This window comes from Azospirillum agricola, from assembly GCF_020005195.1.
GTDB lineage: Bacteria > Pseudomonadota > Alphaproteobacteria > Azospirillales > Azospirillaceae > Azospirillum > Azospirillum agricola.
In genome coordinates this window covers 1-24,646 of sequence record NZ_JAIFZR010000004.1, presented here as the reverse complement: position 1 = coordinate 24,646, position 24,646 = coordinate 1, and the positions used below count along the sequence as shown (strand labels likewise).

16 protein-coding genes and 3 pseudogenes are annotated in these 24,646 nt (G+C 70.0%); 6 read left to right on the top strand and 13 right to left on the bottom strand.

The features are described from left to right. Window positions 1-47: 47 nt before the first annotated feature. From JN22_RS09085 to JN22_RS09070, 4 genes are all read right to left on the bottom strand, one after another. The gene (locus tag JN22_RS09085) at window positions 48-368 is read right to left on the bottom strand and encodes a DUF6916 family protein (protein WP_223677648.1); all 321 of its coding nucleotides are present in this window, start codon (window positions 366-368) and stop codon (window positions 48-50) included. Beyond that, window positions 368-1,048 carry a phage tail protein gene (locus JN22_RS09080; protein ID WP_179166104.1) on the bottom strand — a complete coding sequence of 227 codons (681 nt, stop codon included), beginning with the start codon at window positions 1,046-1,048 and terminating at the stop codon, window positions 368-370. The genes JN22_RS09085 and JN22_RS09080 overlap by 1 nt, the downstream gene beginning before the upstream one ends. Before the next feature lie 195 nt (window positions 1,049-1,243). Further along, window positions 1,244-1,564 (bottom strand): DUF6916 family protein, encoded by a 321-nt coding sequence (locus JN22_RS09075; protein ID WP_223677647.1) that lies wholly within the window; start codon window positions 1,562-1,564, stop codon window positions 1,244-1,246. Further along, complete coding sequence (locus tag JN22_RS09070; RefSeq protein ID WP_179166103.1) at window positions 1,564-2,244, bottom strand: phage tail protein; 681 nt, start codon at window positions 2,242-2,244, stop codon at window positions 1,564-1,566. The genes JN22_RS09075 and JN22_RS09070 overlap by 1 nt, the downstream gene beginning before the upstream one ends. Before the next feature lie 367 nt (window positions 2,245-2,611). Here JN22_RS09070 and JN22_RS35345 point away from each other — a divergent pair. The 6 genes and pseudogenes from JN22_RS35345 to JN22_RS09040 form a co-directional block, all read left to right on the top strand. Then, window positions 2,612-3,619 (top strand): annotated as a pseudogene (locus JN22_RS35345) (DUF4347 domain-containing protein); the annotation flags it as partial. 657 nt (window positions 3,620-4,276) lie between these two features. Then, window positions 4,277-13,069 carry an Ig-like domain-containing protein gene (locus tag JN22_RS09060; RefSeq protein ID WP_223677719.1) on the top strand — a complete coding sequence of 2,931 codons (8,793 nt, stop codon included), beginning with the start codon at window positions 4,277-4,279 and terminating at the stop codon, window positions 13,067-13,069. 76 nt (window positions 13,070-13,145) lie between these two features. After that, the gene (locus JN22_RS09055; RefSeq protein ID WP_085553647.1) at window positions 13,146-15,158 is read left to right on the top strand and encodes a TolC family protein; all 2,013 of its coding nucleotides are present in this window, start codon (window positions 13,146-13,148) and stop codon (window positions 15,156-15,158) included. Then, window positions 15,155-15,955 carry an efflux RND transporter periplasmic adaptor subunit gene (locus tag JN22_RS09050; protein WP_223677646.1) on the top strand — a complete coding sequence of 267 codons (801 nt, stop codon included), beginning with the start codon at window positions 15,155-15,157 and terminating at the stop codon, window positions 15,953-15,955. Before JN22_RS09055 ends, JN22_RS09050 begins: the two co-directional genes overlap by 4 nt. A 37-nt stretch (window positions 15,956-15,992) precedes the next feature. Then, on the top strand, window positions 15,993-17,381 hold the full coding sequence (locus JN22_RS09045) for an efflux RND transporter periplasmic adaptor subunit (RefSeq protein WP_085553645.1): 1,389 nt from the start codon (window positions 15,993-15,995) through the stop codon (window positions 17,379-17,381). A 28-nt stretch (window positions 17,382-17,409) separates the two neighbouring features. After that, window positions 17,410-19,605, top strand: coding sequence for an HlyD family efflux transporter periplasmic adaptor subunit (locus tag JN22_RS09040; RefSeq protein ID WP_085553644.1), 2,196 nt, complete (start codon window positions 17,410-17,412; stop codon window positions 19,603-19,605). A gap of 72 nt (window positions 19,606-19,677) precedes the next feature. On the opposite strand, the gene JN22_RS09035 is transcribed toward JN22_RS09040, so the two are convergent. The 9 genes and pseudogenes from JN22_RS09035 to JN22_RS35200 all read right to left on the bottom strand — a co-directional run. Beyond that, entirely contained in the window at window positions 19,678-20,055 is a 378-nt protein-coding gene (locus tag JN22_RS09035; RefSeq protein ID WP_223677645.1) for a sensor histidine kinase, read from the bottom strand. Then, window positions 19,998-20,621: a cache domain-containing sensor histidine kinase gene (locus JN22_RS09030; protein ID WP_223677644.1), complete on the bottom strand. Its 624-nt coding sequence runs from the start codon at window positions 20,619-20,621 to the stop codon at window positions 19,998-20,000. Before JN22_RS09030 ends, JN22_RS09035 begins: the two co-directional genes overlap by 58 nt. Further along, complete coding sequence (locus JN22_RS09025; RefSeq protein ID WP_223677643.1) at window positions 20,618-21,307, bottom strand: cache domain-containing protein; 690 nt, start codon at window positions 21,305-21,307, stop codon at window positions 20,618-20,620. The genes JN22_RS09030 and JN22_RS09025 overlap by 4 nt, the downstream gene beginning before the upstream one ends. 192 nt (window positions 21,308-21,499) lie before the next feature. Next, window positions 21,500-22,658 (bottom strand): annotated as a pseudogene (locus JN22_RS09020) (aminotransferase). 81 nt (window positions 22,659-22,739) lie between these two features. Continuing rightward, a complete protein-coding gene (locus JN22_RS09015) occupies window positions 22,740-23,033 on the bottom strand; it encodes a hypothetical protein (protein ID WP_085553643.1) in 294 nt (97 codons plus the stop codon). 115 nt (window positions 23,034-23,148) lie between these two features. Beyond that, window positions 23,149-23,613, bottom strand: coding sequence for a hypothetical protein (locus tag JN22_RS09010; protein WP_085553642.1), 465 nt, complete (start codon window positions 23,611-23,613; stop codon window positions 23,149-23,151). 118 nt (window positions 23,614-23,731) lie between these two features. After that, window positions 23,732-23,935: a hypothetical protein gene (locus JN22_RS09005; RefSeq protein ID WP_223677642.1), complete on the bottom strand. Its 204-nt coding sequence runs from the start codon at window positions 23,933-23,935 to the stop codon at window positions 23,732-23,734. A gap of 195 nt (window positions 23,936-24,130) precedes the next feature. Then, window positions 24,131-24,403, bottom strand: coding sequence for an SLC13 family permease (locus JN22_RS09000; RefSeq protein WP_223677641.1), 273 nt, complete (start codon window positions 24,401-24,403; stop codon window positions 24,131-24,133). 62 nt (window positions 24,404-24,465) lie between these two features. Further along, window positions 24,466-24,513, bottom strand: a pseudogene (locus JN22_RS35200) (hypothetical protein); the annotation flags it as partial. Between the last annotated feature and the right edge of the window lie 133 nt (window positions 24,514-24,646).

Sequence of the window (24,646 nt, the reverse complement as noted above, 5' to 3'; positions counted from 1 at the left end):
CACCGTCCGTCCCGCCGGCGGCGGAGCGGACGGCGCCGGTTGCGGCGTCAGTTGAAGATGATCTGGAAGCAGGCCACCCCGGCGTCGGCCGGAGCGGTCAGGATCCGCTCCACATGCAGCGGCCCGAGGCTCCCGACCACCGGATGGTGGAGCGTGAACTCGGCCCCGTTGAAGAAGGGCAGCCCCTCCGCCGGGCATTCCAGAACAAGGTCGAAGGCCGTCCGCGGGCTGCCGCGCATGGTGCTGCGCGGCCTCTCCTGGCATTCGGTCAGGGTCGCCGCGATCTCGAGCCCGTCCACCGAAACCATCGTGAAGACGGTGTTCAGGTGGGGGGCGAAGACGGCGGCGGACAGGAGGTTCAGTTCCATCACGGGCGGTCCGGGTAAAGGCCTTGCATGGCAATGACGAAGTTCAGCGCGAGGTAGGGCTGGATGAGCGCAACGGCGGCCGAGGCGCCGGCGGAACCGATGGTCACCGCGCCGCCGACGACGCTGTTGATGGTGGTGGTCTGCTTGGGAAGGCTGGGGGAGCCGGACACGCTCATGGTCAGGCCGGACAGCGGCACATTGGTTCCGCCGGCCGGGGCGTACATCTTGATGCTGGTCGACGACGGAGCGCCCAGCCAGGTGTTGGGAGAGCCAGGGGTGTTCGTGGCTGTCGTGTTGGTGGTCGCCTCCAGCGTCCCGGCGACGGACAGGTTCCCCGTGACCGCCGGAAACTCGATGGTCGTCGGGCTCACGACAGGGGTGAAGCTGGCTCCGTGGGTGTGGGCCGGCAGGTTCGCCTGCGAGAGGGTGACGCTGGCGTCGCCGCCCTTCTGCCCCGTGGGAAGGCTGCTCCAGCTGGCGATGCCGGTGCCGACCGGCACGCGCCCCTGGAGGTCCGGAACGCCGAAATTGGCGGCGTTGTCGCCACCGTACCGGTAGCCCAGCAGGGAGAAGAGGGCCTGGTACTGGTTCACGGGCAGGGTCTGCCCCCGGCAGTAGGCCGTACCCCGCGGCGCCCAGTCGAAGGGAACGATGAATATCATCCCGATGGTCATATCCATGCACAAGCCCTCCAGAATTGATGACAAGAAGCAGTCAATAGGATTTCCATGCCCCCGGCAGAGAACCCCGGTCTTCCGATCGTTCCCCATCGCGCGGCGACGCGTCGGCTCCAGCCAAGGTCATGCGTCGGCTGTTCCCTGGTCGGAACGTCGTCCGCCCCGCCGGCGGCGGAGCGGACGGCGCCGGTTGCGGCGTCAGTTGAAGATGATCTGGAAGCAGGCCACCCCGGCGTCGGCCGGAGCGGTCAGGATCCGCTCCACATGCAGCGGCCCGAGGCTCCCGACCACCGGATGGTGGAGCGTGAACTCGGCCCCGTTGAAGAAGGGCAGCCCCTCCGCCGGGCATTCCAGAACAAGGTCGAAGGCCGTCCGCGGGCTGCCGCGCATGGTGCTGCGCGGCCTCTCCTGGCATTCGGTCAGGGTCACCGCGATCTCGAGCCCGTCCACCGAAACCATCGTGAAGACGGTGTTCAGGTGGGGGGCGAAGACGGCGGCGGACAGGAGGTTCAGCTCCATCACGGACGGTTCGGGTAGAGACCCTGCAAGGCAATGACGAAGTTCAGCGCGAGGTAGGGCTGGATGAGCGCAACGGCGGCCGAGGCGCCGGCGGAACCGATGGTCACCGCGCCGCCGACGACGCTGTTGATGGTGGTGGTCTGCTTGGGAAGGCTGGGGGAGCCGGACACGCTCATGGTCAGGCCGGACAGCGGCACATTGGTTCCGCCGGCCGGGGCGTACATCTTGATGCTGGTCGACGACGGAGCGCCCAGCCAGGTGTTGGGAGAGCCGGGGGTGTTCGTGGCTGTCGTGTTGGTGGTCGCCTCCAGCGTCCCGGCGACGGACAGGTTCCCCGTGACCGCCGGAAACTCGATGGTCGTCGGGCTCACGACAGGGGTGAAGCTGGCTCCGTGGGTGTGGGCCGGCAGGTTCGCCTGCGAGAGGGTGACGCTGGCGTTGCCGCCTTTCTGGCCCGTGGGGAGAGGGCTCCAGGTGCTGGTGCCGGTGCCGACCGGCACACGCCCCTGGAGGTCCGGAATGCCGAAATTGGCGGCGTTGTCGCCACCGTACCGGTAGCCCAGCAGGGAGAAGAGAGCCTGATTCTGGCCCACAGGCAGGGTCTGCCCCCGGCAGTACACCGTGTCCCGCGGCGCCCAATCGAAGGCGACAACGAATATCATCCCGATGGTCATATCCATGCGCAACCACTCCCAAATTGATAGCGTAAAGCCATTGAGACAATTTCTACGGCGTCGACGTCCAAGGAATTCCCTTGGATCGTGCATATCCGGGATATCATTGAAAATTTGAAAAGTCGACAGGTTTTGCTATATTTTCTCCCAGTCGGTCCGTACCGTACATCCATTGCGATGCAGCAAGAAAAGATCCCGCAAGATGTGACGAAACGGCCATAAAGCCTCGGATAAAATGATTCATTTCGTTTCATCATACTTTTAGTGGCAAAAACAACCCGCCGCCGCCTGGGAACTGCCCGACTCCCTCACGGCTCGGCGCACGCGGAAGATTGGCGGCGGAGCGATACAGGACGGCTTGCATCCCCTGGCCATGGAGAGGTCGCCACCTTGCACGGTGGGGGCCGAAGCGCCACTCGCGACCGCCGCGGGGAAGGATGCACTCTTCACGCCTGACGTGAAATTTGTCACAGGAACCTCAGCGGATAAAGGTTCATTTTCGACCGTCACACCCGCTGCGCGCTGCAATTTGGCACAGTTTGTCGTATATACGCATGTTGCAAGCAGCCTGCGGGTTTTCTATAAATCAACGCTTGGTTTGAGATCTTTTGTTCCCTGGCTACCGACGGGCGCGGTCATGAAGTCGATGTTCACGCTTTTCGCGAATGACGCGAAACCCGAACCCTCTCATGGCCGGGCCCGGACGGGGGGAAGCAGACCACCTCTGGCCTTCGCGCTGGAGCCGCGCTTCATGTTCGACGCCGCCGGGGCCGCCACCGCCGACCCCGCGGCGGCCGACCACGCCGCCGACCCGGCCGCCGCCACGCACGACACCGCGCACACCGCCGATCAGCCGCAGACGGTCGCGCTCGCGGCCGGAGCCGCCACCCCAGCCACCGCTCCGGTCGCCCCCGTGGAAATCCGTGCGGCCGACCCGGCGCTGAACGGCGGCAGAAAGGAAGTCGTCTTCGTCGAATCCGACGTCGCCGATTATCAGACCCTGATCGACGGCGCGAAGGCCGGCGTGGAAGTGGTGCTGCTCGATTCGACCAAGGACGGCTTGTCGCAGATGGCTCAGTGGGCACAGACCCACAGCGGTTATGACGCCATTCACATCGTCAGCCACGGTGCGGAAGGGTATGTCTATCTCGGCACCGTTACGCTCAACGAGTCCACCGTGGCCGCCCACGGCACCGACCTCGCCACCATCGGCGGCGCCCTCACCCCTGACGGCGACCTGCTGGTCTACGGCTGCGACATCGCCAAAGGGGGCGATGGACTGACTCTCATCGGGAATTTGGCGTCTCTGACCGGCGCTGATGTTGCGGCTTCGACGGACAGGACGGGCGCCTCCGCGCTGGAGGGAAACTGGCAGCTTGAACGATCCGTTGGTGACATCGAAACGGATGCCGCGTTCCGTGATCTCACCGGTTACGACCATCTGCTCGGCAACGTCACCGTCGCCCCCGAAACAACCCAAAACGACGGGATAACGGTGAATGGGACTGTGGGTAGCGATGTATTTGTGGTCGACTACACATCCAATGGGGAGTTCAGTAGCGGAATAATCGTGACTGACAATTCAGGCTCCACACCGGATCAGTTGACAATAAAGAACATTATTACAAATTTCCAAGCTTCCACTGACAAAATGTCATTCAGCAGCTATATAGCTGATTTTGATGTTTCCACGTTTGGATTCGAGAAACAAGCGACCTATTTGTCTCCCGACAATGGATCACGATCTTCGGTGAATCCTGTTGTCGTGGTAACCCCCGGAAAACTTCAATCAGGCTCCGCATCAACCACATATTCGACCGGAACAGACGGAACAATTGCCGTTATTTATGACGGAATCAACGCTTATCAATTCTTCTTGTCTGGCGTCACATACACCGATTTGTCCCTGAGCAATTTCTATGTGGAACCCAACGTCGCCCCAGTTCTCGACGCCAACAAGACTCCGGTTCTGACAAACGAGAATCAATCGGCATCCGTCTCCACCCCGACGGGCGCGGTGGGCACCTTGGTGTCCAACTTGGTCAGCATTGGCGGGACGCCCGGCAACGTCACGGACAGCAACGCCGGCGCGGTGACCGGCATTGCGCTGACCGGCGCGGCCAACAGCAACGGAAGCTGGTATTACACGACCGACGGCGGCGCGAACTGGTCGGCGGTCGGCACCGTCAACGCGGCAAACTCCCTGCTGCTGGCGGCGGATGCGAACACCCGGCTGTTCTTCAAGGCCAACACCGACTACACCGGCACGATCACCAACGCCATCTCCTTCCGCGCCTGGGACCAGACGTCGGGCACAGCGGGCAGCAAGACATCCACGGTCGCGACCGGCAACGCCACCGCCTTCTCAACCGCGGCCGACTTTGCAAACATCACGGTCGTCGACGATGCGCCCGTGATCCTGTCGGTGTCGGTGCCGTCGAACGGCACCTACAAGACCGGCGACGTCCTGACCTTCACCGTCAACACCTCGGAAAGCGTCACGGTCACCGGCACGCCGCAGCTGGCGCTTGACATCGGCGGCACCGTGAAATACGCGCAATACACCGCCAGCGGTTCCACGGCCACCGCCTTGAAGTTCACATACACCGTGGAAAGCGGGTTGTTGGACCCCGATGGCATCAGCGTCACCGGCGTCCTGCAACCCAACAACGGCACGTTGCAAGAAGTCACCACCAACCATTACGACCTCGCGACGACGCTGAACAATCTCGGCAGTCTGACGAACGTCAAGGTGGATTCGGCCGCCCCCAGCTTCGACGTCCTCCCGTCGGCGGGCAGCGTCACCGTCTCCGGGTTCACCCCGTCGGCGAGCATCGACGAGGCCGGAACGATCTATTACGTGGTGGTCGCCAGCGGCGCCATGGCGCCGAGCGCCGCCCAAGTGGTGGCCGGCCACAACGCCAGCGACACGGCCCCGTTGGCGGCAAACAGCCAAGCGGTCGCCTCCGGCCCCTACACCAGCAGCTTCGGCGCCGTCACCGGGCTGTCGGCCAGCACCGCCTACGACGTCTACATGGTGGCGGTGGACAGCCTGAACAACATGATGTCCAGCCCGGCGATGGTCACCATCACCACCGCGCCGGCCGCGCCCGGCGCACCGACGCTCGACTCCGCGTCGGACAGCGGCACCATCGGGGACGGCAAGACCAACGTCGCCACGCCCACCTTCACCGTCACCGGCGTCAGCAACGGCGCCACCGTCACGCTGTTCAACGACGCCAACAACAACGGCGTGGTGGACGCGGGCGAGGAACTGGCCAGCGGCACCGCCAGCGGCACCAGCATCTCGCTGACCGTGGGATCGGCGATCACCGATGGCACCTACGCCAACATCAAGGCGATCCAGACCATCGGCGGCCTGCCCAGCGCCGCCTCCAGCGCCACCAGCCTGACGATCGACGCCACCGCGCCGACCATCGGCATCTCCATGATCGCCACCGACGACCGGATCAACGGCACCGAGGACGACTCGGCGGTCACGATCCAGGGCACCACCTCCGGCGTGGAGGACGGCCAGACGGTGACGGTCAACATCGGGGCCGTGACCAAGACGGTCACCGTGTCGTCCAACGGCTGGTCGACGACCCTGACGAGCGGCGAGGTGCAGGGGCTGAGCGAAGGCTCGATCACCGTCACCGCCGACGTGGCGGACGCGGCGGGCAACGCCGCCACCCAGGCGACCCGTTCCATCACCTACGACCGGACCGCGCCCACCGTGAGCTCGGTCGGCGTGCCGACCGACGCGACCTATCGCGCCGGCCAAACCCTGAGCTTCACGATCACCGCGTCGGAGAACGTCACCGTCACCGGAACGCCGCGAATCGCGCTGACCATCGGGTCCAGCACGGTCTACGCCACCTACCAGTCGGGCGGCGGCGGCACGGCGCTGGTGTTCAGCTACACCATCCAGACGGGTGATCTGGACGCCGACGGCATCACGGTCGGCGCCCTGGGTCTGAACGGCGGCACCTTGACCGATGCGGCCGGGAACGCCATGACGCTGGCCTTCACCGCCCCCGGCACGAGCGGAGTCCTGGTGGACGCCGTGGCGCCGACCGTGACCTCGATCACCTGGCAGACCCCGTCCACCCTCCACACCAACGCCGACACGCTGGTGTACCGGGTCACCTTCTCCGAGGCGCTGGCCGCCACGCCCAGCGCCTCGGATTTCTCGGTGTCCGGCACCACCGCCACGGTCACCAGCGTCACCTCGGTGGGCGGAAACGCCTACGACGTGACGGTGTCGGGCGGCGACCTCGCCGGCTACAACGGCGATGTGTCCCTCGGCTTCGCAAACAACCACGGCATCACCGACAGCGCCGGCAACGCCCTGACCGCGACCACCCCGACCGGGACCGACCAGCGGCTCCACACGCTGGACAACACCGCTCCCGGCGCGCCCGGCACCGCCATCGCCCTGGCATCGGGCAGCGACACCGGCTCCTCCTCCTCCGACGCGATCACCAGCGCGACGGCCCCAGTGCTGCGCGTCTCCCTGAACGCCACCAACGCCGTGGCGGGCGACACGCTGGAACTGCTGCTGGGGGGCGGCGCGCTGACCCACGCGACAGCGAAGGTTCTGGACGCCACCGACATCAGCAACGGCTACGTCGACTTCACGGTGACGAGCGGCGATCTCGGGGCGGACGGCGCCAAAACCTTCACGGCCCGGGTCACCGACGCCGTCGGCAACGTCGGCACCGCCGGCGGATCGCTGACCGTCACGCTCGACACCGCCGGGCCGACCACCTCGGTGACGCGGCCGGCCCTGAGCAGCCCGTCGGGAAGCAGCACCTTCACCGTCACCGTGACCTATTCGGAAAACATCGACGCATCGACCGTGTCGGCCAGCAACGTCACGGTCACGGGGCCGGCGGCGCTCACCGTCACCAACACCAGCGTGTCCGGCAACACGGTGACCTACACGGTGACGCCGAACAGCGCGTGGAATTCGGCGACCGACGCCGGCTCCTACAGCGTCGCCCTCGGCTCCAGCCCGGTGAGGGACACCGCCGGCAACCCCGTCACCACGCTGACCCACAGCTTCAACGTCACCTACAACGCCGCGCCCGTGATCGGCAATCTGGCCACCGACAGCGTCGCCTGGGCCGGGGCCGGCAACACGGTGGCGCTGGATCTCGGCGGCGACGCCACGGTGTCCGATACCGAGAACAACAGCGTCGGCTGGGGCGGCGGCTCGCTGACGGTGCAGCGGGTGACCGGCGGCAGCGCCGACGCCACCGCCAAGGACGTGTTCTCGCTCAGCGGATCCGGCTTCACCGTCGATGGCACCACCCTGAAGGACGGCGGTTCCGTGATCTTCGGCAACGTCACCACCAACAGCGGCGGTGTCCTGACCATCACCTTCAACGCCAACGCCACCTCGGCGCTGGTGCAGACGGTGATGAGAAATATCCTCTACGCCAACGACACACCCTACGGCAACGCCACCATCCGCTTCGCGCTGTCCGACGGCAGCGGCAACACCACCGACGCCGACGTCACGGTGACCAGCAGCACCATCTACGTCGATCAGGCCACCGACGACAGCAACGGCAACGCCGCCGACGGCTTCTCCCTGCGCGAGGCGCTGGCGCGCAGCGTGGCGCAGACCGGCACCCCCGACACCATCGTCATCGCGGTCGCCGACAACAGCAGCATCACGCTGGGCAGCAACGTCACGCTTGGAAGCGGCGACAAGCTGGACTTCGGCACCACCAGCGGCGTGACCGTCAGCGGCAGCGCCATCCAACTGGCGGGAAGCGCCACCGTCATTGTCGCCAGCGACAAGACCGCGACGGTCACCAGCACGGTGTCCGGCGGCACCACCCTCACCAAGGACGGGGGCGGAACGCTGACGCTGTCGGGCACCAACAGCTACGCCGGCACCACCATCAAGACGGGCACGCTGGCGGTGGCCGGCGACGGCAACCTGGGCACCGGCGCCGTGACGCTGGAGGGCGGCACCCTGGCCGTCACCGGCGCCACCACCATCGACAACAGCATCATCCTGACCGCCAATAGCACCATCCGGACCGACGCCAACGTCACCGTGTCGGGCAACATCTCGGGGCCGACCGCCGGGCTGACCAAGACCGGCGGCGGGACGCTGACGCTGACCGGACACAACACCTACGGCGGCGCCACCACCATCTCGGCGGGCGGGCTGACCGCCGACAGCGCCTCCGGCGCGATCGACGACACGTCGGCGGTGACGGTCGCCGCGGGCGCGACCTTCACCGTGGCGAAGGACGAAGCGATCGCCTCGATCGCCGGGGCCGGCGCTGTGGTGCTCAACGCGGTCCTGACCACGGTGGACAACGCGAGCAACGAGGTCTCCGGCGTGATCTCGGGCAGCGGCAGCCTGATCACGGAGGGCACCGGAACGCTGACCCTGTCGGGCGCCAACACCTACACCGGCGCCACGACCGTGCAAGGCGGAACGCTGGTCGTGGCGGGCGACGGCAACCTGGGCGGTGGCACGGTGACGCTGAACGGCGGCACGCTGACCGTGACCGGAGCCGGGGTGATCGACAATGGCATCGGCATCGATGCCAACGGCGCCACCATCAACACCTCCGCCGCCGTCACCCTGTCGGGCGTGATCTCCGGCAACAACCTGACCAAGACCGGCAGCGGAACGCTGACCCTGTCGGGCGCCAACACCTACACCGGCAGCACCACGGTGTCGGCGGGCACGCTGCTCCTCACCGGCAGCCTCGGCAACGGGGCCGTGTCGGTGGCGTCCGGCGCGACCCTGGGCGGCACCGGAACCATCGGCGGCAGCGTGACCGTAGACGGCGGGGCGACCCTGGCGCCGGGCGTCGCGGGAAGCAACAACGGCATCGGCACGCTGCTCATCGGCGGCAACCTGACGATGAACGGAATCCTGGCGATCGAGCTGGCCGGCGCATCCAGCTACGACAAGGTCAGCGTCTCCGGCACCGTCACGATCAACGGCGGCAGCAGCGGCACCACCGGCAACAACTTCATCAGCGTCACCCGCGTGAACGGCTACGCGGCGACCAACACCACCTACGCGGTGATCAACAACACCGGCTCCAGCCCCATCAGCACAACCTTCCCCAGCCTCGCCGAGGGCGGCACCCTGACCACCAACGGCGACCTCTACACGGTCAGCTACGCGGCGGGCACGGGTTCCGACGATCTGGTTCTGACGGCGGTGGTCAACCCCACCGTGACGTCGGTGTCGGCGACGACCGCCGACGGCACCTACAAGGCGGGCGACACGGTGACGATCACCGTCACCTTCAACCGGGCGGTGACCGTGACCGGATCGCCGACCCTGAGCCTCGGCACCGGGCGGACGGCGACCTACACCGGCGGTTCGGGCGGCACGACTCTGAGCTTCACCTACACCGTCCAGGCCGGCGACAGTTCCGCCGACCTGGATTACGCCTCGACCACCGCGCTGTCGCTGAACGGCGGCAGCATCGTCGACGGCACCACCAGCATGGCCGCCACCCTGACGCTGGCGGCGCCAGGGGCGGCCAACTCGCTGGGCGCCAACAAGGCGATCATCATCGACACCACCGCTCCGGCGGTGACGGCGGTGGCGGTTCCGGCCGACGCCACCTACGCCACCGGCCAGACGATGGACTTCACCGTCACCTTCAGCGAGGCGGTGACCGTCACCGGCACCCCGACCCTGCCGATCACCCTCGACAACGGCGAGGTGGTGCAGGCGACCTACCTGTCGGGCTCGGGCGGCGCGGCGCTGATCTTCCGCTACACGGTGGGCAGCGGCAAGCTCGACACCGACGGCATCGTCCTCGGCTCGGCGCTGAGCGGCGGCACCATCGCCGACGCGGCCGGCAACGCGGCGACCCTGACGCTGGCCAATGTCGCCGCCACCGCCGGCGTGCGCATCGACAGCGTCGGCCCGATGGTCGCCGCGGTGTCCTCCTCGACCGCCGACGGCACCTACGGCACCGGCGACACCATCACCATCCAGGTCAGCTTCTCGGAAGCGGTGACGGTGTCGGGCACGCCGACGCTGACGCTCAACACCGGGCGCGTCGCGACCTACAGCGGCGGCTCCGGCGGCAGCGTGCTGACCTTCACCTACGTGGTGCAGGCCGGCGACACCACCGCCGACCTCGACGCCGGCGGCCTCGCCCTGAACGGCGGCGTCATCACCGACACCACGGGCAACCCCGCCACCCTGGCCCTGCCGGGCGGGGGCGCCTCGCTCGCCGGCGGCAAGGCCATCGTCATCGACACCACCCCGCCCAGCGTCGTCGGCGTCAGCGTCCCGGCCGACGGGGCCTACACCGTCGGCAAGACGCTGAGCGTTACCGTGCAGCTCAGCGAGGCGGTCATCGTCAACGGCACGCCGACCATCCTGCTCGACATCGGCGGCGTCCAGCGCGTGGCGGTCTACAACCCGGCCGGCAGCAGTGGAACGGCGCTGCGCTTCGACTATGTGGTGCAGGCCGGCGACAACGACGCCGACGGCATCACCGTCAAGGAACTGGCGCTGAACGGCGCCAGCATCACCGACGCCGCCAGGCTGGCGCTGCCCGCGACCCTGGGCGGCATCCCCGGCACCCAGGGCGTGCTGGTCGACACGCTGGCGCCGGACGCCCCGTCGGTTCCGGTCCTCGCCGCCGGGCAGGACAGCGGCAGCTCGGCCACCGATGGGCTGACCAACGTCAACCGGCCGACCATCGGCGGCACCGCCGAGCCGGGCTCCACCGTCACCGTGATGATCGACGGCGTCGCCCGCGGCACCACGACGGCCGGCCCCGGCGGGGCGTGGAGCTTCACCGTCACCGACCCGCTGACCGACGGCGCCCACTCGATCACCACCACGGCGACCGATCGGGCCGGCAACGTCAGCCCCGCCTCACCGGCGCTGGCGCTGGTCATCGACGCCACGCCGCCGGTGCTCTCGACGCCGTCGCTCGCCCCCGGCTCCGACAGCGGGGTTTCGGCGACCGACCGCATCACCGGCGTGACGCGCCCGACCCTGACCGGAAGCGCCGAGCCCAACAGCAGCGTCCGCGTCATCCTCGACGGGGTGGTGGTCGGCACGGCGACGGCGGGGCCCGACGGGCGCTGGAGCTTCACCGTCGCCGACGCGCTGGCCGACGGCGACCACAGCGTGGCGACCGAAGCGACGGATGCGGCCGGCAACACCGGACGGTCGGCCAGCCAGACCTTCACGATCCGCAGCACGGCGCCCGGCGCTCCCTCGGCTCCGACGCTCGCCTCCGGCGACAGCGGCGCCTCGGCCAGCGACGGGCTGACCAGCACGACCCGGCCGGTGCTGACCGGCACCGCCCCGCCCAACGGCACGGTGACCGTCTATGTCGACGGCACGGCGGTCGGCACCGCGCGGACCGACGGGGCGGGGGTCTGGAGCCTGACCCTGAACAACCCGCTGACCGACGGCGCCCACCGGATAGAGGTCAGCGCCGCCGACGCGGCCGGCAACGTCGGTACCCAGCGGTCCGAGGCGCTGGTGCTGATGATCGACACGCAGGCCCCGACCGTGGCGGCGGGTGGCGCGGCGCCACGCCTGACCGCCGGCGGGACGGCGGCGGTCGGCGCCGGAATTTCGCTGTCCGACGCCAACACGCTGGACCGGGTGGTGATCAGCCTGACCAACGCGCAGGCCGGCGACGAGCTGGTGATCGGCGCGCTGCCGGGCGGCATCACGGCGAGCAGGGACGGCAACCGGATCGTGCTGTCGGGCGTCGCCTCGGCGGCGGACTACCAAGCGGCGGTGCGGGCGATCGGGCTGCGGTCGAGCGCCACCGACCCCAGCTTCGGCGGCACGGCGACGAGCCGGTCGATCACAGTGTCGGCGCGCGATGCAGCCGGCAACGAAAGCGGGGCGGCGACGGTGTCGGTCAACGTTCCCGCCACCGCGGTGCCGCCACCGCCTCCGGCGGCGACACCGGTGACCACGATCTCCGGCAACGGCCCCTCGACCAACACCTCCTCCAGCTCCGGCTCCACCGGCAGCGGCTCCACCGCGCTGCCGAGCCTGCCCGGCGGAAACGGCGCAACCAGCGGGAGCGGCCCGATGATGGGATCCTCCGGCACCGACGCCGGCCGCTCGGTGACGCTGGGCAGCGTCGGCGGCTCGTCGGCCAGCACCGACGCCGGCCGCTCGGTGACGTTGGGCAGCGTCGGCGGCTCGTCGGCCAGCACCGACGCCGGCCGCTCGGTGACGTTGGGCAGCGTCGGCGGCCAGAACAGCGACGGCTCCAGCAGCAGCTCCAGCGGCCTGTCGGGCGGCAGCGGCAGCACCGGCTCCAGCGGCGGCAGCCCGCTGACCGGCGGCTTGGGTGGCGGGTTCGGTGGCAGCTTGGGCAGCGGTCTGGGAGGTGTGATCGGCGGGGTGCAGAGTCCATTCTCCGGATCGATCGGCCCACGCACCGGAATCCAGCCCACGGCCGGCACACCGCAGAACGGCAACGTCCAGGGGCCGGGGGCCAACAGCCAGCGCACCGTCCCCAATCCTGGCAACGCCCCGGCCGGCGACGGCCAGAACCGGGAGCCGCAAAGCCAGCCCCAGGACCTGCCGCCGCAGGATCAGCAGCCGCAGGGCCAGCCCGAGGGGCAAGGCGAAGGCGGCGCCGAGGCACCGGGCGGAGCGGCACCCCAGGACACGGGAAGCGACGGCAAGCCGGCCGACCGGGCCGACGCGGCGCCGGCCGGCCGGGTGGCGCCGGGCTTCGCCCAGCAGGTCGCCCGCGCCCATGGCGGTCCGGCCGGGGCATCGGCCCTGCTCGCCGCCCTCGTCAACCACACCCTGCCCGGCAGCCGCGCCGCCTGACGGCGGCACGGCTCCGGCCCTCCTTTCCGAACGCTCCCGCCCAGCCTCTCCAACGCAAAACGGATCCAACCGTCCCATGAAGATTTCGCCCGCCCGCCTCCGCCGCCGCCCGCTTTCTTCGGCCTTTCCGCTCGTCGCGCTGTCCGCCTCGCTGCTCGCCGCCGGCTGCGCGGTGTCGCCGGAACCGCTGACGGCCGAGGACAATCTGGCGCGCGTGCGCAAGGATCTCAGCGTCGTGTTCGCCCCGCAGGAGCCGGTGACCAGGGCGATCTCCATGCACGAGGCGATGGCGCGGGCCATCAAGTACAACCTCGACGAACGCGTGAAGATCATGGAGACGGCGGTCGCCAGCCAGCAGCTCGACCTGTCGCACTACGACATGCTGCCGCGCGTCGTGGCTTCGGCCGGCTATGTCGGGCGCAACAACGATAGCGGTTCCGAGAGCCTGAACCTCGCCACCGGCCGGCGCACCGGCGAGAGCACCACGGCGGTCGACAAGCACCGCCGGGTCGGCGATCTCGGCTTCACCTGGAACGTGCTGGATTTCGGCGTCAGCTACCTGCGGGCGCGGCAGAACGCCAACCTCGTGCTGATCGCCGACGAGCGCCGCCGCCGCGTCGTCCAGGGCATCCTCCAGGACGTGCGCACCGCCTACTGGCGGGCGGTGGCGGCCGAACGGATGCTGGAGCGCATCGCCCCGCTGGAGGCGCGGATCGAAGGAGCCCGGCGCGACGCCCGCACGCTGGAGGCGCTGCGCGTCCAGGCACCGTTGCAGGCGCTGGGCTACACCCGTTCGCTGGTCGAGACGCTGCGCCAGTTGCAGTCGCTGCGGCGCGAGCTGGTCGCGGCCAAGTCGCAGCTCGGCGCCCTGATGGGGCTGCCGCCGGGCGAGCCCTTCGAGGTCGAACTGCCGGCCAAGGACGGCACCAAGGCGCCGCCCAGGCTGGAGATCCCGGTGGAGGCGCTGGAGACCTACGCGCTGCTGAACCGGCCGGAGCTGCTTGAGGAGAGCTACAACCAGCGCATCTCGGCCGACGAGACGTGGCGGTCGATGCTGAAGCTGCTGCCGGGGGTGGAGCTGAACGCGGCGCTGCGCTACGACAGCAACAGCTTCCTGCTGAACCAGCGCTGGGCCGATTACGGCGCGCGGGTGAGCTGGAACCTGATCAACCTCGTCTCCGCCCCCGGCACGCTGTCCTACGCCAACGCGCAGGAGGAGCTGGTGACCTTCCGCCGGCAGGCGCTGAGCATGGCGGTGCTGAGCCAGGTGCGGGTGGCGATGCTGCAATTCAGGGAGCTGAACCAGGAATTCGGACTGACCGCCGAGCAGGCCGATCTCGACACGCGCATCCGCACCCAGTACGCCAACGTCGGCACCGCCGGGCAGATCGGCGAGCTGGGGGTGATCCAGGCCGAGGTGACGGCGCTGCTGTCGGACCTGCGGCGCGATCTGGTCTACGCCGACCTGCACAACGCCTACGCCCGTGTGATGGTGTCGGCCGGTGTCGATCCACTGCCCGAAACGGTGCCCTCGGCCGATCTGGCGACGCTGACCCGGGCGGTCGACCAGGGGCTCGGCTCCTGGCAGGAACGCGCCAACAGCGCGCTGCGCGTCAAGGACCTCGCCAAGGGAGCCGATCCCAAGGCCGAAGCCGCCAAGCCCGAACCGGCGAAGCCGGAGACGGCCGCCACCCCGCCGGTCGCCGAAGCGAAACCCGCGCCGGTCATGATCGCCCCGATCGCCAGCGGACCGGCCAGCGGGCCGTCGAGGACCGCTCCGGCCGTCGCCGCCGCCTTCTCCCCCGTCATCCAGGTGGAACTCGGGGCCTACACAAGCCACAGGCTGGCGCAGCGCGATTGGGATACACTCGCCAAACGGTTGGGTTCGGCGGCCGACGGCAAGGGGGCGTTGTTCGTCACCACCAGCCGCAGCGCCGGCGGCCGGCCGATCGTCCAGTTGCGCGTCGGCGGCTTCGCCGACCACGCCGACGCCGAGCGCTTTTGCCAGGATGTGAAGGGTAAGCAGCAGGGATGCACCGTCCGAACCGTCTCCGCCATGCAAGGCGCCCCGGCCGTGGCCGCCTCGTGATCCGTCCCGTCGCGGCCGCCGTCGCCGCGGCGCTCGCCGCCACGCTGCCCGGCTGGTCCGGCGGCGCGGCACTGGCCCAGGACGCCGCCCAGGGGCAGGTCCGCGCGCTGGTCGAGGCCAAGCGGCACGCCGTGCTGTCGGCCGAAATCCCCGGCCGCATCGCCCGGCTGGGCGTCGAGGCCGGGCAGGGCTTCAAGGCCGGCGAGGTGCTGATCGCCTTCGACTGCGCCAGCTATCAGGCCGAGCTGGATGCCGCCCGTGCCCAGCTGAACGCTGCGGAGGTGACGGCGCGGGTCAACCGCAAGCTCAACAGCCTGCGCTCGATCGGCGAGGCCGAGGTCCAGCTTGCCGAGGCCAAGGCGCAGGTCGCCCGCGCCGACGTCCGCAAATACGAAGTCCAGGCCAAGCGCTGCGAGATCCGCGCGCCCTTCGACGGGCGAGCGGTCGAGCGGCGCATCCAGGAGCACGAGTCGGTTCCGGCCGGGGCGCCGCTGCTGGAAATCCTGTCCGACCGCGACCTCAAGGTGGAGCTGATCGTGCCGTCGTCCTGGCTGGTCTGGCTGAAGCCGGGCCAGCGCTTCGACCTGCGGGTGGACGAGACCGGGGCGTCGCTGCCCGGCGAGGTGGTGCAGCCCGGCGCCAAGGTCGATCCGGCCAGCCAATCGGTGAAGGTCACCGCCCGGCTGCTCGGCGACAGCGGCCCCGCCACCGGTCTGACGGCCGGGATGAGCGGCACTGCGGTCTTCCCGCTTCAGGCGCTGTCCGCCCTGCCTGCCAAGCCGGCCGCCACCCCGTGAGCCTCGCCCCCATGAGTTTGGTCCCCATGAGGCCGGCATGGGCGTGCCGGGCATGAGCGGCGCCGGCCCGTCCGCCGCCAACCCGGTCAACGGCCTGCTGCTTCTGCTGGAGCTGCAACGGCAGGCGTGGCGGCTGACGGCGGCGGCGGAGTTGCGCTACCACATCGTCAACCAGACCCGCCGGCTGATCGCCTACCGGCAGGCCGCCTTCCTGACCCTGCCCCCGACCCTGCCTGCGTCCGGACGCGGCCGGCCGGCGCTGGAGGCGGTGTCGAACATCGCGGTGCTGGAGCCGAACGCCCCCTTCGCCCGCTGGCTGGAGGACGCCGCCCGTGCCGTCGCCGCCGGGCCGGAGGGTGGGACCATCCACGTCGTCGATCCCGCCGCGCTGCCCCCGCCCGTGCGCGGCGCCTGGGGCGAGTGGGGACCGGCCCAGGCGCTGTGGTGCCCGCTGGCGGGGCCGGACGGCGTGCCGCGCGCCGGCCTGTGGCTCGGCCGCGACGAGCCGTGGACCGATGGCGAACTGCTGCTGCTTGGGCATCTGGCGGAGGGTTACGGCCATGCCTGGTGGGCGCTCGCCGGCAAGCGGGCGCCCAAGCCGGGCCGGCGGCGCGCGATGCTGCCGCTGCTGGCGCTGGCGCTGGTCTGCGGGGTGCTCGCGCTGCCGGTGCCGATGTCGACCCTGGCGCCGGCCGAGATCCGCGCCAGCGACCCGGTGATCGTCGCCGCCCCGCTGGACGGGGTGATCGAACGCTTCCACGTCCAGCCCAACGAGGCGGTGGCAGCCGGCCAGCCGTTGTTCAGCTTCGACGCCACCGTGCTGCGCAGCCGGCACGAGGTCGCCGCCAAGGGCCTGAGCCAGGCCGAGGCGGAGTTGCTGACCGCCTCCCAGGCCGCCTTCGCCGACCCGCAGACCAAGGCGCGCGTCGGCCAGCTCCGCGCCCAGGTCGAACTGCGCCGCGCCGAGCTGGGGCTGGCCCGCGACCTGCTCGACCGGGTGACGGTGCGGGCGGAGCGCGCCGGGCTCGCCGTCTTCACCGACACCAACGACTGGCTCGGCAAGCCGGTGGCGGTCGGCGAACGGGTGCTGACACTGGCCGACCCGCAGGCGCCGGAGATCGACATCCAGGTGGCGGTCGGCGACGCGCTGGTGCTGGAGGAGGGGTCGAGGGTCGAGCTGTTCCTGAACGTCGATCCGCTGCGCCCGCTGCGCGCCCGGCTGACCCACGCCAGCTACGAGGCCGGCCTCTCGGCGGCGGGGGTGCTGTCCTACCGGGTCAAGGCGGCGCTGGAGGCCGACCCCGGCCAGCCGCCGCCCCGCATCGGCCTGCGCGGCACCGCCAAGATCCTGGGCGAGCGGGTGCCGCTGGCCCTCTACCTGTTCCGCCGCCCGCTCGCCCTGCTGCGCCAGACGCTGGGCATCTGAGCGCGCGACCGCCCGAAAGGACGCCGCCTTGTCCATCGCCCTCACCGGCAGCGCCGCTGCTCCTTCGCCCGGCCGCAACCCGCCGGACAAAGTCCGGCTGCCGGCGCTGCGCGACGACCTGGCGCTGCTGCCGGCCCCCGCCGGGCTGGACGGGGCGCCGGGCTGGACCATCCACGACCCGGTGCGCAACCGCTACTTCCGCATCGGCCCGCAGGCCTTCGCGCTGATCGCACACTGGCATCTCGGCGCGCCGCGCGCCATCGCCGCGGCGGTGGCGGCGGAAAGCCTGTTCGAGGCGACCGACGACGACGTGATGGGCTTCTACCAGTTCCTCGCCGCCAACAACCTCACCGTCACCGCCGACACCGCCTATCTGGCGCGGCAGGCGGCGGCGCGCGAAACCGGCTGGATCTGGTGGCTGATCCACAACTACCTGTTCTTCCGCGTTCCCCTGTTGCGGCCCGACCGTTTCCTGTCGGCGACGGTCGGCTGGGTGGCGCCCTTCTACAGCCGGACGTGGCTGACGATCGTCCTGCTGGCCGGGGTGGCCGGGCTGCTGCTGGCGGCGCGGCAGTGGGACGCCTTCCTCCACACCTTCCAGCATTTCTTCAGTCCGGAGGGGCTGGCGCTCTATGGCGTCACGCTGATAAGCACCAAGATCCTCCACGAGCTTGGCCACGCCTACACCGCCAAGCGCTTCGGCTGCCGGGTGCCGACCATGGGGGTGGCCTTCCTGGTGATGTGGCCGGTGCTCTACACCGACACCACCGACGCCTGGAGGCTGGTGTCCCGGCGCCAGCGGCTGGCGGTGGGGGCCGCCGGCATGCTGACCGAGCTGACCATCGCCGTCTTCGCCACGCTGGCCTGGAGCTTCCTGCCCGACGGGCCGCTGCGCAGCGCCGCCTATTTCCTGGCGACGGTCAGCTGGGTCACCACGCTGGCGATCAACCTCAGCCCCTTCATGCGCTTCGACGGCTATTACCTGCTGTCCGACGCGCTCGACGTGCCGAACCTACAGGACCGCGCCTTCGCGCTCGCCCGCTGGAGGCTGCGGGAATGGCTGTTCGGCCTGGGCGAGCCGGCACCGGAGCAGATGCCGCCGCGCCTGCGCACCACGCTGCTGGTCTATGCCTACGTCACCTGGGTCTACCGGCTGGTGCTGTTCCTCGGCATCGCCCTGCTGGTCTACCACGTCGCCATCAAGGTTTTGGGGATCCTGCTGTTCGCCATCGAGATCGGCTGGTTCGTCGCTCGCCCCCTGTTCGCCGAGTTCCGGGCGTGGTGGGGGCTGCGCGACCGTTTCCGCGCCAACGGCCGCACGCTGCTGACGCTGCTCGGGCTGTCCGGCGCGGTCGGGCTGGCGGTGCTGCCGGTGACGACGACGGTGTCGGTGCCGGTGGTGTGGCGGTCCTCCGGCTTCGCGACGATCTACGCCCCCTTCCCCGCCAGGCTGGAGGAGACGCTGGTCAGGCCAGGCCAGACCGTGGCCGAGGGCGAACTGCTGTTCCGCCTGTCCGCCCCCGACCTGGACGGCAAGCTCCGGCAGGCGACCCTGCGCATCGACTGGATGCAGGACCAGATCGCGCGGCTGTCGTCGAGCCGCGAGCAGCTCGACCGGCTGCGGGCGATGGAGGAGGATCTGGCGGCGGCCCTGGCCGAACGGCAGGGCCTGCTCGACAGCCGGACCCGGCTGGAGGTGCGGGCGCCATTGTCCGGCACGGTGACCGACCTGGAGGACGCCCTGTTGCCCGGCCGCTGGCTGAGTCCGAAGCTGCCGCTGGCCACGGTGGTGTCGCCGGGGGCGGGCGAACTGGTCGGCTATGTCGGCGAGGGCGACTTCGACCGGCTGCAACCGGGGGCGGCGGCGCGCTTTCATCCCGACGACCCGCTGCGGGCGCGGATCGGCGCGCGGGTGCGGGCGGTCGATCCGGTCAGCGTGGCGGTGCTGGACGTGCCGGCCCTCGCCTCGCTGCATGGCGGGCCGGTGGCGGTGGAGGGGCAGGCCGGTCCGGCGGGACCGGGAGCCGTCTCCAGCCGCGCGGCGCTCACCCCCGTGGAGGCGGTTTACCGCATCGCCTTCGACGTCGAGAGCGGCGGCGACGCGGCGAAGGGGCCGCCGCGCGTCACCCGCGGCGTCGCCCGTGTCGAGGGCGAGGCCCGCAGCCTCGCCGAACGCTTCTGGCGCGCCGCCGCCGCCGTCCTCATCCGTGAAACCGGGTTCTGACCGCCGCACGGAACCGCCTTGCGGAGCGGCGGAAGCGGCGGCGCCGTTCACCGCGCGGCCCGGCCCGTGGGTTCAGGTCGCGAACTCCAGCGTGATCTGGCTGCCCTGGCCGGGGCGGCTGTCGATCCGCATCTGGCCGCCATGCGCCTCGATCAGCGACTTGACGATCGACAGGCCGAGCCCGGTCCCCTGCCCCGGACGGGTGGTCAGGGCCGATGCCTGGCCGAAGGGCACCACCGCCTGGCGCAACTGCTCCGCCGTCATGCCGACGCCGGTGTCGGTGATGCGCAGGACGCAGCGCCCGCTCACCCCGCGCCCGATGGCGATGTGGATGCGGCCGCCCTCCGGCGTGAACTTCACGGCGTTGCTCAGCAGATTCAACAGCATCTGCTTCAGCGCGCGCTCGTCGGCGACGACCGGGGGGATCGCCGGCGGGCGGCTGATCTCCATGCGGATGAGCTTCGGCTCGGCCTGGGGGTCACGATGCGGACCGCCCATTCGACGGCGGCGACCGGATCGACCGGCTCCAGATGCAGCTCCATCCGGCCGGCCTGCAACCGCGACAGGTCGAGAATGTCGTCGATCAGCGTCAGCAGATGCCGGCCGGAGGCGTGGATGTCCTTGGCGTAGTCAGCGTAGCGCGGCAACGCCTGCGGCCCCAGCATCTGGTCCTTGATGACCTCGGAGAAGCCGAGGATGGCGTTGAGCGGAGTCCGCAGCTCGTGGCTGACACGGGCCAGGAAGTCGCGGTTGACCGCCAGCGCCGCCTCCAGCCGCTCGGCGTTGCGGTGCTGGACCAGCAGGAAGCCGGCGACGGTCACGATGGACAGGCTGAGCAGCGCCGCGATCGCCTGCATGTGGCGGCGCAGGCCAGCGACGGCCGTCTCCATGTCGACCAGCGCCGCCCCCACGGCGATGACCAGCGGATAGCCCTGGACCTGCCGGTAGGCGTAGGCGCGGCGCTGGCCGTCGGCGAGGCTGGTCTGCCAATAGACGCCGATCGGCGCCGCGCTCATCGCCGCCCACATTCCCGACCGGCTGATGGACAGGCCGACTCCGTCGTTCCCCCCTGCTTGACCCCGCGCGCGCGGATGACATGATCGAGCCCGACCAGCGACACCACCCCTTGCGGGCCGATGTCGGCCTGCCGGTAGAAGTCGGACAGATAGTCGGGATCGACGTTGGCCGAGACGACCCCGGCGAAGCGGCCATCGGCGTCGTCGATCCGGCGGGTGAAGCGCAGCAGCGGCCGCCCGGTTTCCGACCCGGCATAAGGCAGGCCGACGCGCATCAGCGAGCGGCCCACCCCCTGGTGGAAGGGAAGGATGGCCTCGTCGTCCAGCACCTCGCCCCGCCCGTGCCCGGCGCTGCGGAAGACCATGGCGCCGGTGCGGTCGAAGACGCTGAAGTGATGGATCAGGTTGAGGTCGTACAGCCCCTCGTCGACGATCCGCCGCGCCTGCGCGAGGCCACCCTCGGCGTATTTCGCGACGAAGTTCTTCAGCGTGATGTCGATCTCGTGCAGGGTGCGGCCGGTGCTGCTCTCATAGGCGCGGGCGGTGGTTTCGGCCCCGGCGATGGCGTCGCGCTTCTGGCTCTCGAACAGCGCGTCGGCCATCTGGAAATAGCCGACCCACACCACCGCCAGCGCGATGGCCGCCGCCAACGGCACGCCCAGCCGGAAGGGCACCGGGTTCCTCACGCCGTACGCTCCACCGTTCCATGCCTCCCCGACCGGATTGCTGGGAACCGGACCGCGACCATCCCGACCTCATCCACGGGCCATGCGCCCCGCAGGGCGATGGGCCAGGATCGATCGGGCGGAGCGTCGCCGGATCCGTCAGAGGATCCGACAATTCGATTTCAATATAAATTTGGCTTCCCCGCCCGGCTGTCAAGGGAAGCGGCGGCGCAGCCTGTCGATGGCGGCGTCGAGCACCTCTTCGCGTTTGGAGAAGCAGAAGCGGATGCAGCTCCGCGGCGCGTTCTCGACGAAGAAGGCGCTGACCGGGATGGCGGTCACCCCGGCCTCGGCGACCAGACGGCGGCAGAACTCCTGGTCGTCGCCCTCGAAGCCGAAACGCGCCACGTCGGCCACCACGAAATAGGTGCCGGCCGACGGCAGCACGTCGAAGCCGACGGAGCGCAGCCCCTCGGCCAGCCGGTCCCGCTTGGCCTGGAGCCCGCCGGCCAGCCCGGTGAAATAGGCATCCTCCTTGCCCAGCCCATAGGCGACGGCGGTCTGGAGGTTGGGCGGGGTCGTGAAGGTCAGGAACTGGTGGGCCTTGGCGACCGGCTGGAGCAGATGCGGAGCGCCGGTGACGTAGCCGACCTTCCAGCCGGTCAGCGAGAAGGTCTTGCCGGCCGAACCGATCTTCAGGCAGCGGTCGCGCAGGCCCGGCAGGGTCATCAGCGGGATGTGGGCGCGGCCATCGAAGACCAGATGCTCGTAGACCTCGTCGCAGACCGCCAGCGTGTCGAAGCGCAGCATGAACTCGGCGATCAGTTCCAGCTCCGGCCGGCTGAACACCTTGGCCGCCGGGTTGAGCGGGTCGTTGACCAGGACCAGCTTGGTCTTCGGCGAGAAGGCGGCCTCCAGGTCGGCGCGGGTGAAGCTCCAGTCCGGGGCCTTCAGCGAGACGAAGCGCGGCACGCCGCCGGCCAGACGCACGATCGGCAGGTAGCTGTCATACATCGGCTGGAACAGCACCACCTCGTCACCGGGGTTGATCAGGCCGAGCAGGCAGGCGGTCAGCGCCTCGGTGGCGCCCGACGTCACCATCGTCTCGGTCTTCCAGTCGACGTCGAGGCCGTAGAAACGCTTGGCGTGAGCGGCGACGGCCTGCCGCAGATCCGGCGTGCCCATCATCGACGGGTACTGGTTCCAGCCGGTCAGCAGCGCGTCGGACGCCGCCGCCAGCACGTCGGCCGGGCCGCCGTCGTCGGGAAACCCCTGGCCCAGGTTGAATCGCGCCATGCTCCTCCGACAGGCGGGACATGACCTCGAAGATCGTGGTGCCATAGCTCGACAGAATCGCGTTGCCCGACTTCACCGGTGCCTCCAAGCCTCAAGCGGACGCACAAGATGGAGGCGGCGGCGGGTGGATGTCCAGCGTCACGGTCCTGCGCGGGGCTCAGCCCTGCATGCGCTTCTTCTGGCGGCGGACGCGCAGCTTCACCCGGAAACGCTCGACCGGTCCGAGCACGCGCGGATAGCGGCGTTTCATCCGCACGAACAGGCGCCGCGCGTCGGCGGAGTTGCGCAGCACCAGCACGCCGCCCAGCAGCATGACCGGCAGCCCGCCCGGCCCCGGCAGCGGCGAGATCAGAATGCCCAGCGCGATGATCGTGCAGCCGGTGCCGATCAGCGCCAGCTGGCGCATGCGGGCGAAGGTGGGAATCGACGTCTCGGTGTCGCTGCGAGGCATCGCGGTTCGAACGCTCAAAGGGCCGGTCACCGCCATATGGGGAGGAACGCTGACGTGAAGAGCCCCCTCCCCTTTGGACGAATTCGCCGACACGGATCCGCCGGCGGGAAGTCCGTCAATGCAGGGCGTGGCCGGGGACCTTCGGCTCCCGGTCGAGCCGGGCCGGGTCGAGCCGGCTCAGCACGGCGTTCAACTCGGCCGGCTTCGGGTCCCAGCCGAACTCCCTAGTCAGCAGGTCGCGCGGTGCCGGCGCGGTGCGCCAGCGGATCGCGGTCCGGACGCGCGGCAGACGGCGGACGGGGTCGGCGCAGCTTTCCAGCATCAGCCGGATCATCCGCTCCCGCTTGGCGGCGTCGACGAAGCCGGACTTGTCGAAATAGAGCTTGGTGAATTCCATCTCGGCCAGCCGGGCCGAACTCTTCGGGTCGCCGACCAGCACGGCGGCCACCACCTCGACGCAGCGCCCGGCATAGGCCGGCAGGGGCGCCGTTCCGTCGTCCGCGCGGTCGAGGAGCCGCGCCGGCAGATCGACCAGCCGCCCGGAAACGTCCCTCACCAGATACCGGCGCCACACCTGCATGGTTCAGCCTCCCGCCCGGCCGAGCCGGTCCATGGCCCGCAAGACCCCAAGCCTACACCAGTCGGCGGGGAGACGGAACCTGCCAAAGCGGCCGAGCCCGCGCTTGCCGGCGCCAGGCCTAGCGCGGCACCAGCGGCCAGAACAGCGCGATGGCGGCGGTGCCCAGCACCACCACCATGATCGACAGCGGCAGTCCGAGCCGCCAGTAGTCGCCGAACCGGTAGCCGCCCGGCCCCATCACCAGCGTGTTGCACTGGTGCCCGATCGGGTGAGGAAGTCGCAGCCGGCCCCGACCGCCACCGCCATCGAGGAAGGGGCGCAAGATGCCCGGCGAGGCTGGCGCCGATCGGCGCCATCACCAGCACGGTCGCCGCGTTGTTCAGGAAGGGGGTGACCGCCATCGCCGTCATCAGGATCAGCGCCAGCGCGCGACCGGCGGCAGCCCCTGCGCCGCGTCCGACAGGGCGCTGGCGATCAGCTCGGTGCCGCCGGTGGCGCAGCGTCTCGCTGACCGGGATCAGGCGCCCAGCAGCACCAGGATCGGCCATTCGATGGCGTCGTAGGCCTCCTTCGGCGTGACGACGCCCAGCACGGTCATGGCGACGGCGGCGCCGAAGAAGGCGATGGCGACCGGCACCGTCCCGCTGGCGACCAGCGCCACCGTGACCGCCAGCACCGCCAGGGCGATGGTCCGCTTCGGCGTGCGCCCGATGGCAAGGTCGCGCGCCGCCAGCGGCAGGCAGCCCAGCTCGCCCAGCGTGTCCGGCAGGGTGGCCGCACGGCCCTGCAACACACGAGGTCGCCGGGCTGGAGGCGGACCCGGCGCAGGCGCTGGCGGATCGGCCGGCCCCGGCGGCTGAGCGCCAGCAGGTTGACGCCGTGGCGCTCGCGCAGCGCCACCTCCTCGATGCTGCGGCCGATCAGGGGGAGCGCTGCTCGACCACCCCTTCGGCCACCGCCATGTCGGCCTCGCTCTCGATGCCCTCCAGCTCCTTCTCGTGCATCATGCGCAGCCCGGCGCGCTTGACCAGAT

Excerpts from the sequence above, each read along its gene's own strand:
- JN22_RS09085 (WP_223677648.1), bottom strand. The coding sequence starts at position 368 with ATGGAACTGAACCTCCTGTCCGCCGCCGTCTTCGCCCCCCACCTGAAC.
- JN22_RS09080 (WP_179166104.1), bottom strand. The coding sequence starts at position 1,048 with ATGGATATGACCATCGGGATGATATTCATCGTTCCCTTCGACTGGGCG.
- JN22_RS09075 (WP_223677647.1), bottom strand. The coding sequence starts at position 1,564 with ATGGAGCTGAACCTCCTGTCCGCCGCCGTCTTCGCCCCCCACCTGAAC.
- JN22_RS09070 (WP_179166103.1), bottom strand. The coding sequence starts at position 2,244 with ATGGATATGACCATCGGGATGATATTCGTTGTCGCCTTCGATTGGGCG.
- JN22_RS09055 (WP_085553647.1), top strand. The coding sequence starts at position 13,146 with ATGAAGATTTCGCCCGCCCGCCTCCGCCGCCGCCCGCTTTCTTCGGCC.
- JN22_RS09045 (WP_085553645.1), top strand. The coding sequence starts at position 15,993 with ATGGGCGTGCCGGGCATGAGCGGCGCCGGCCCGTCCGCCGCCAACCCG.
- JN22_RS09035 (WP_223677645.1), bottom strand. The coding sequence starts at position 20,055 with ATGGAGATCAGCCGCCCGCCGGCGATCCCCCCGGTCGTCGCCGACGAG.
- JN22_RS09030 (WP_223677644.1), bottom strand. The coding sequence starts at position 20,621 with ATGAGCGCGGCGCCGATCGGCGTCTATTGGCAGACCAGCCTCGCCGAC.
- JN22_RS09015 (WP_085553643.1), bottom strand. The coding sequence starts at position 23,033 with ATGCCTCGCAGCGACACCGAGACGTCGATTCCCACCTTCGCCCGCATG.
- JN22_RS09010 (WP_085553642.1), bottom strand. The coding sequence starts at position 23,613 with ATGCAGGTGTGGCGCCGGTATCTGGTGAGGGACGTTTCCGGGCGGCTG.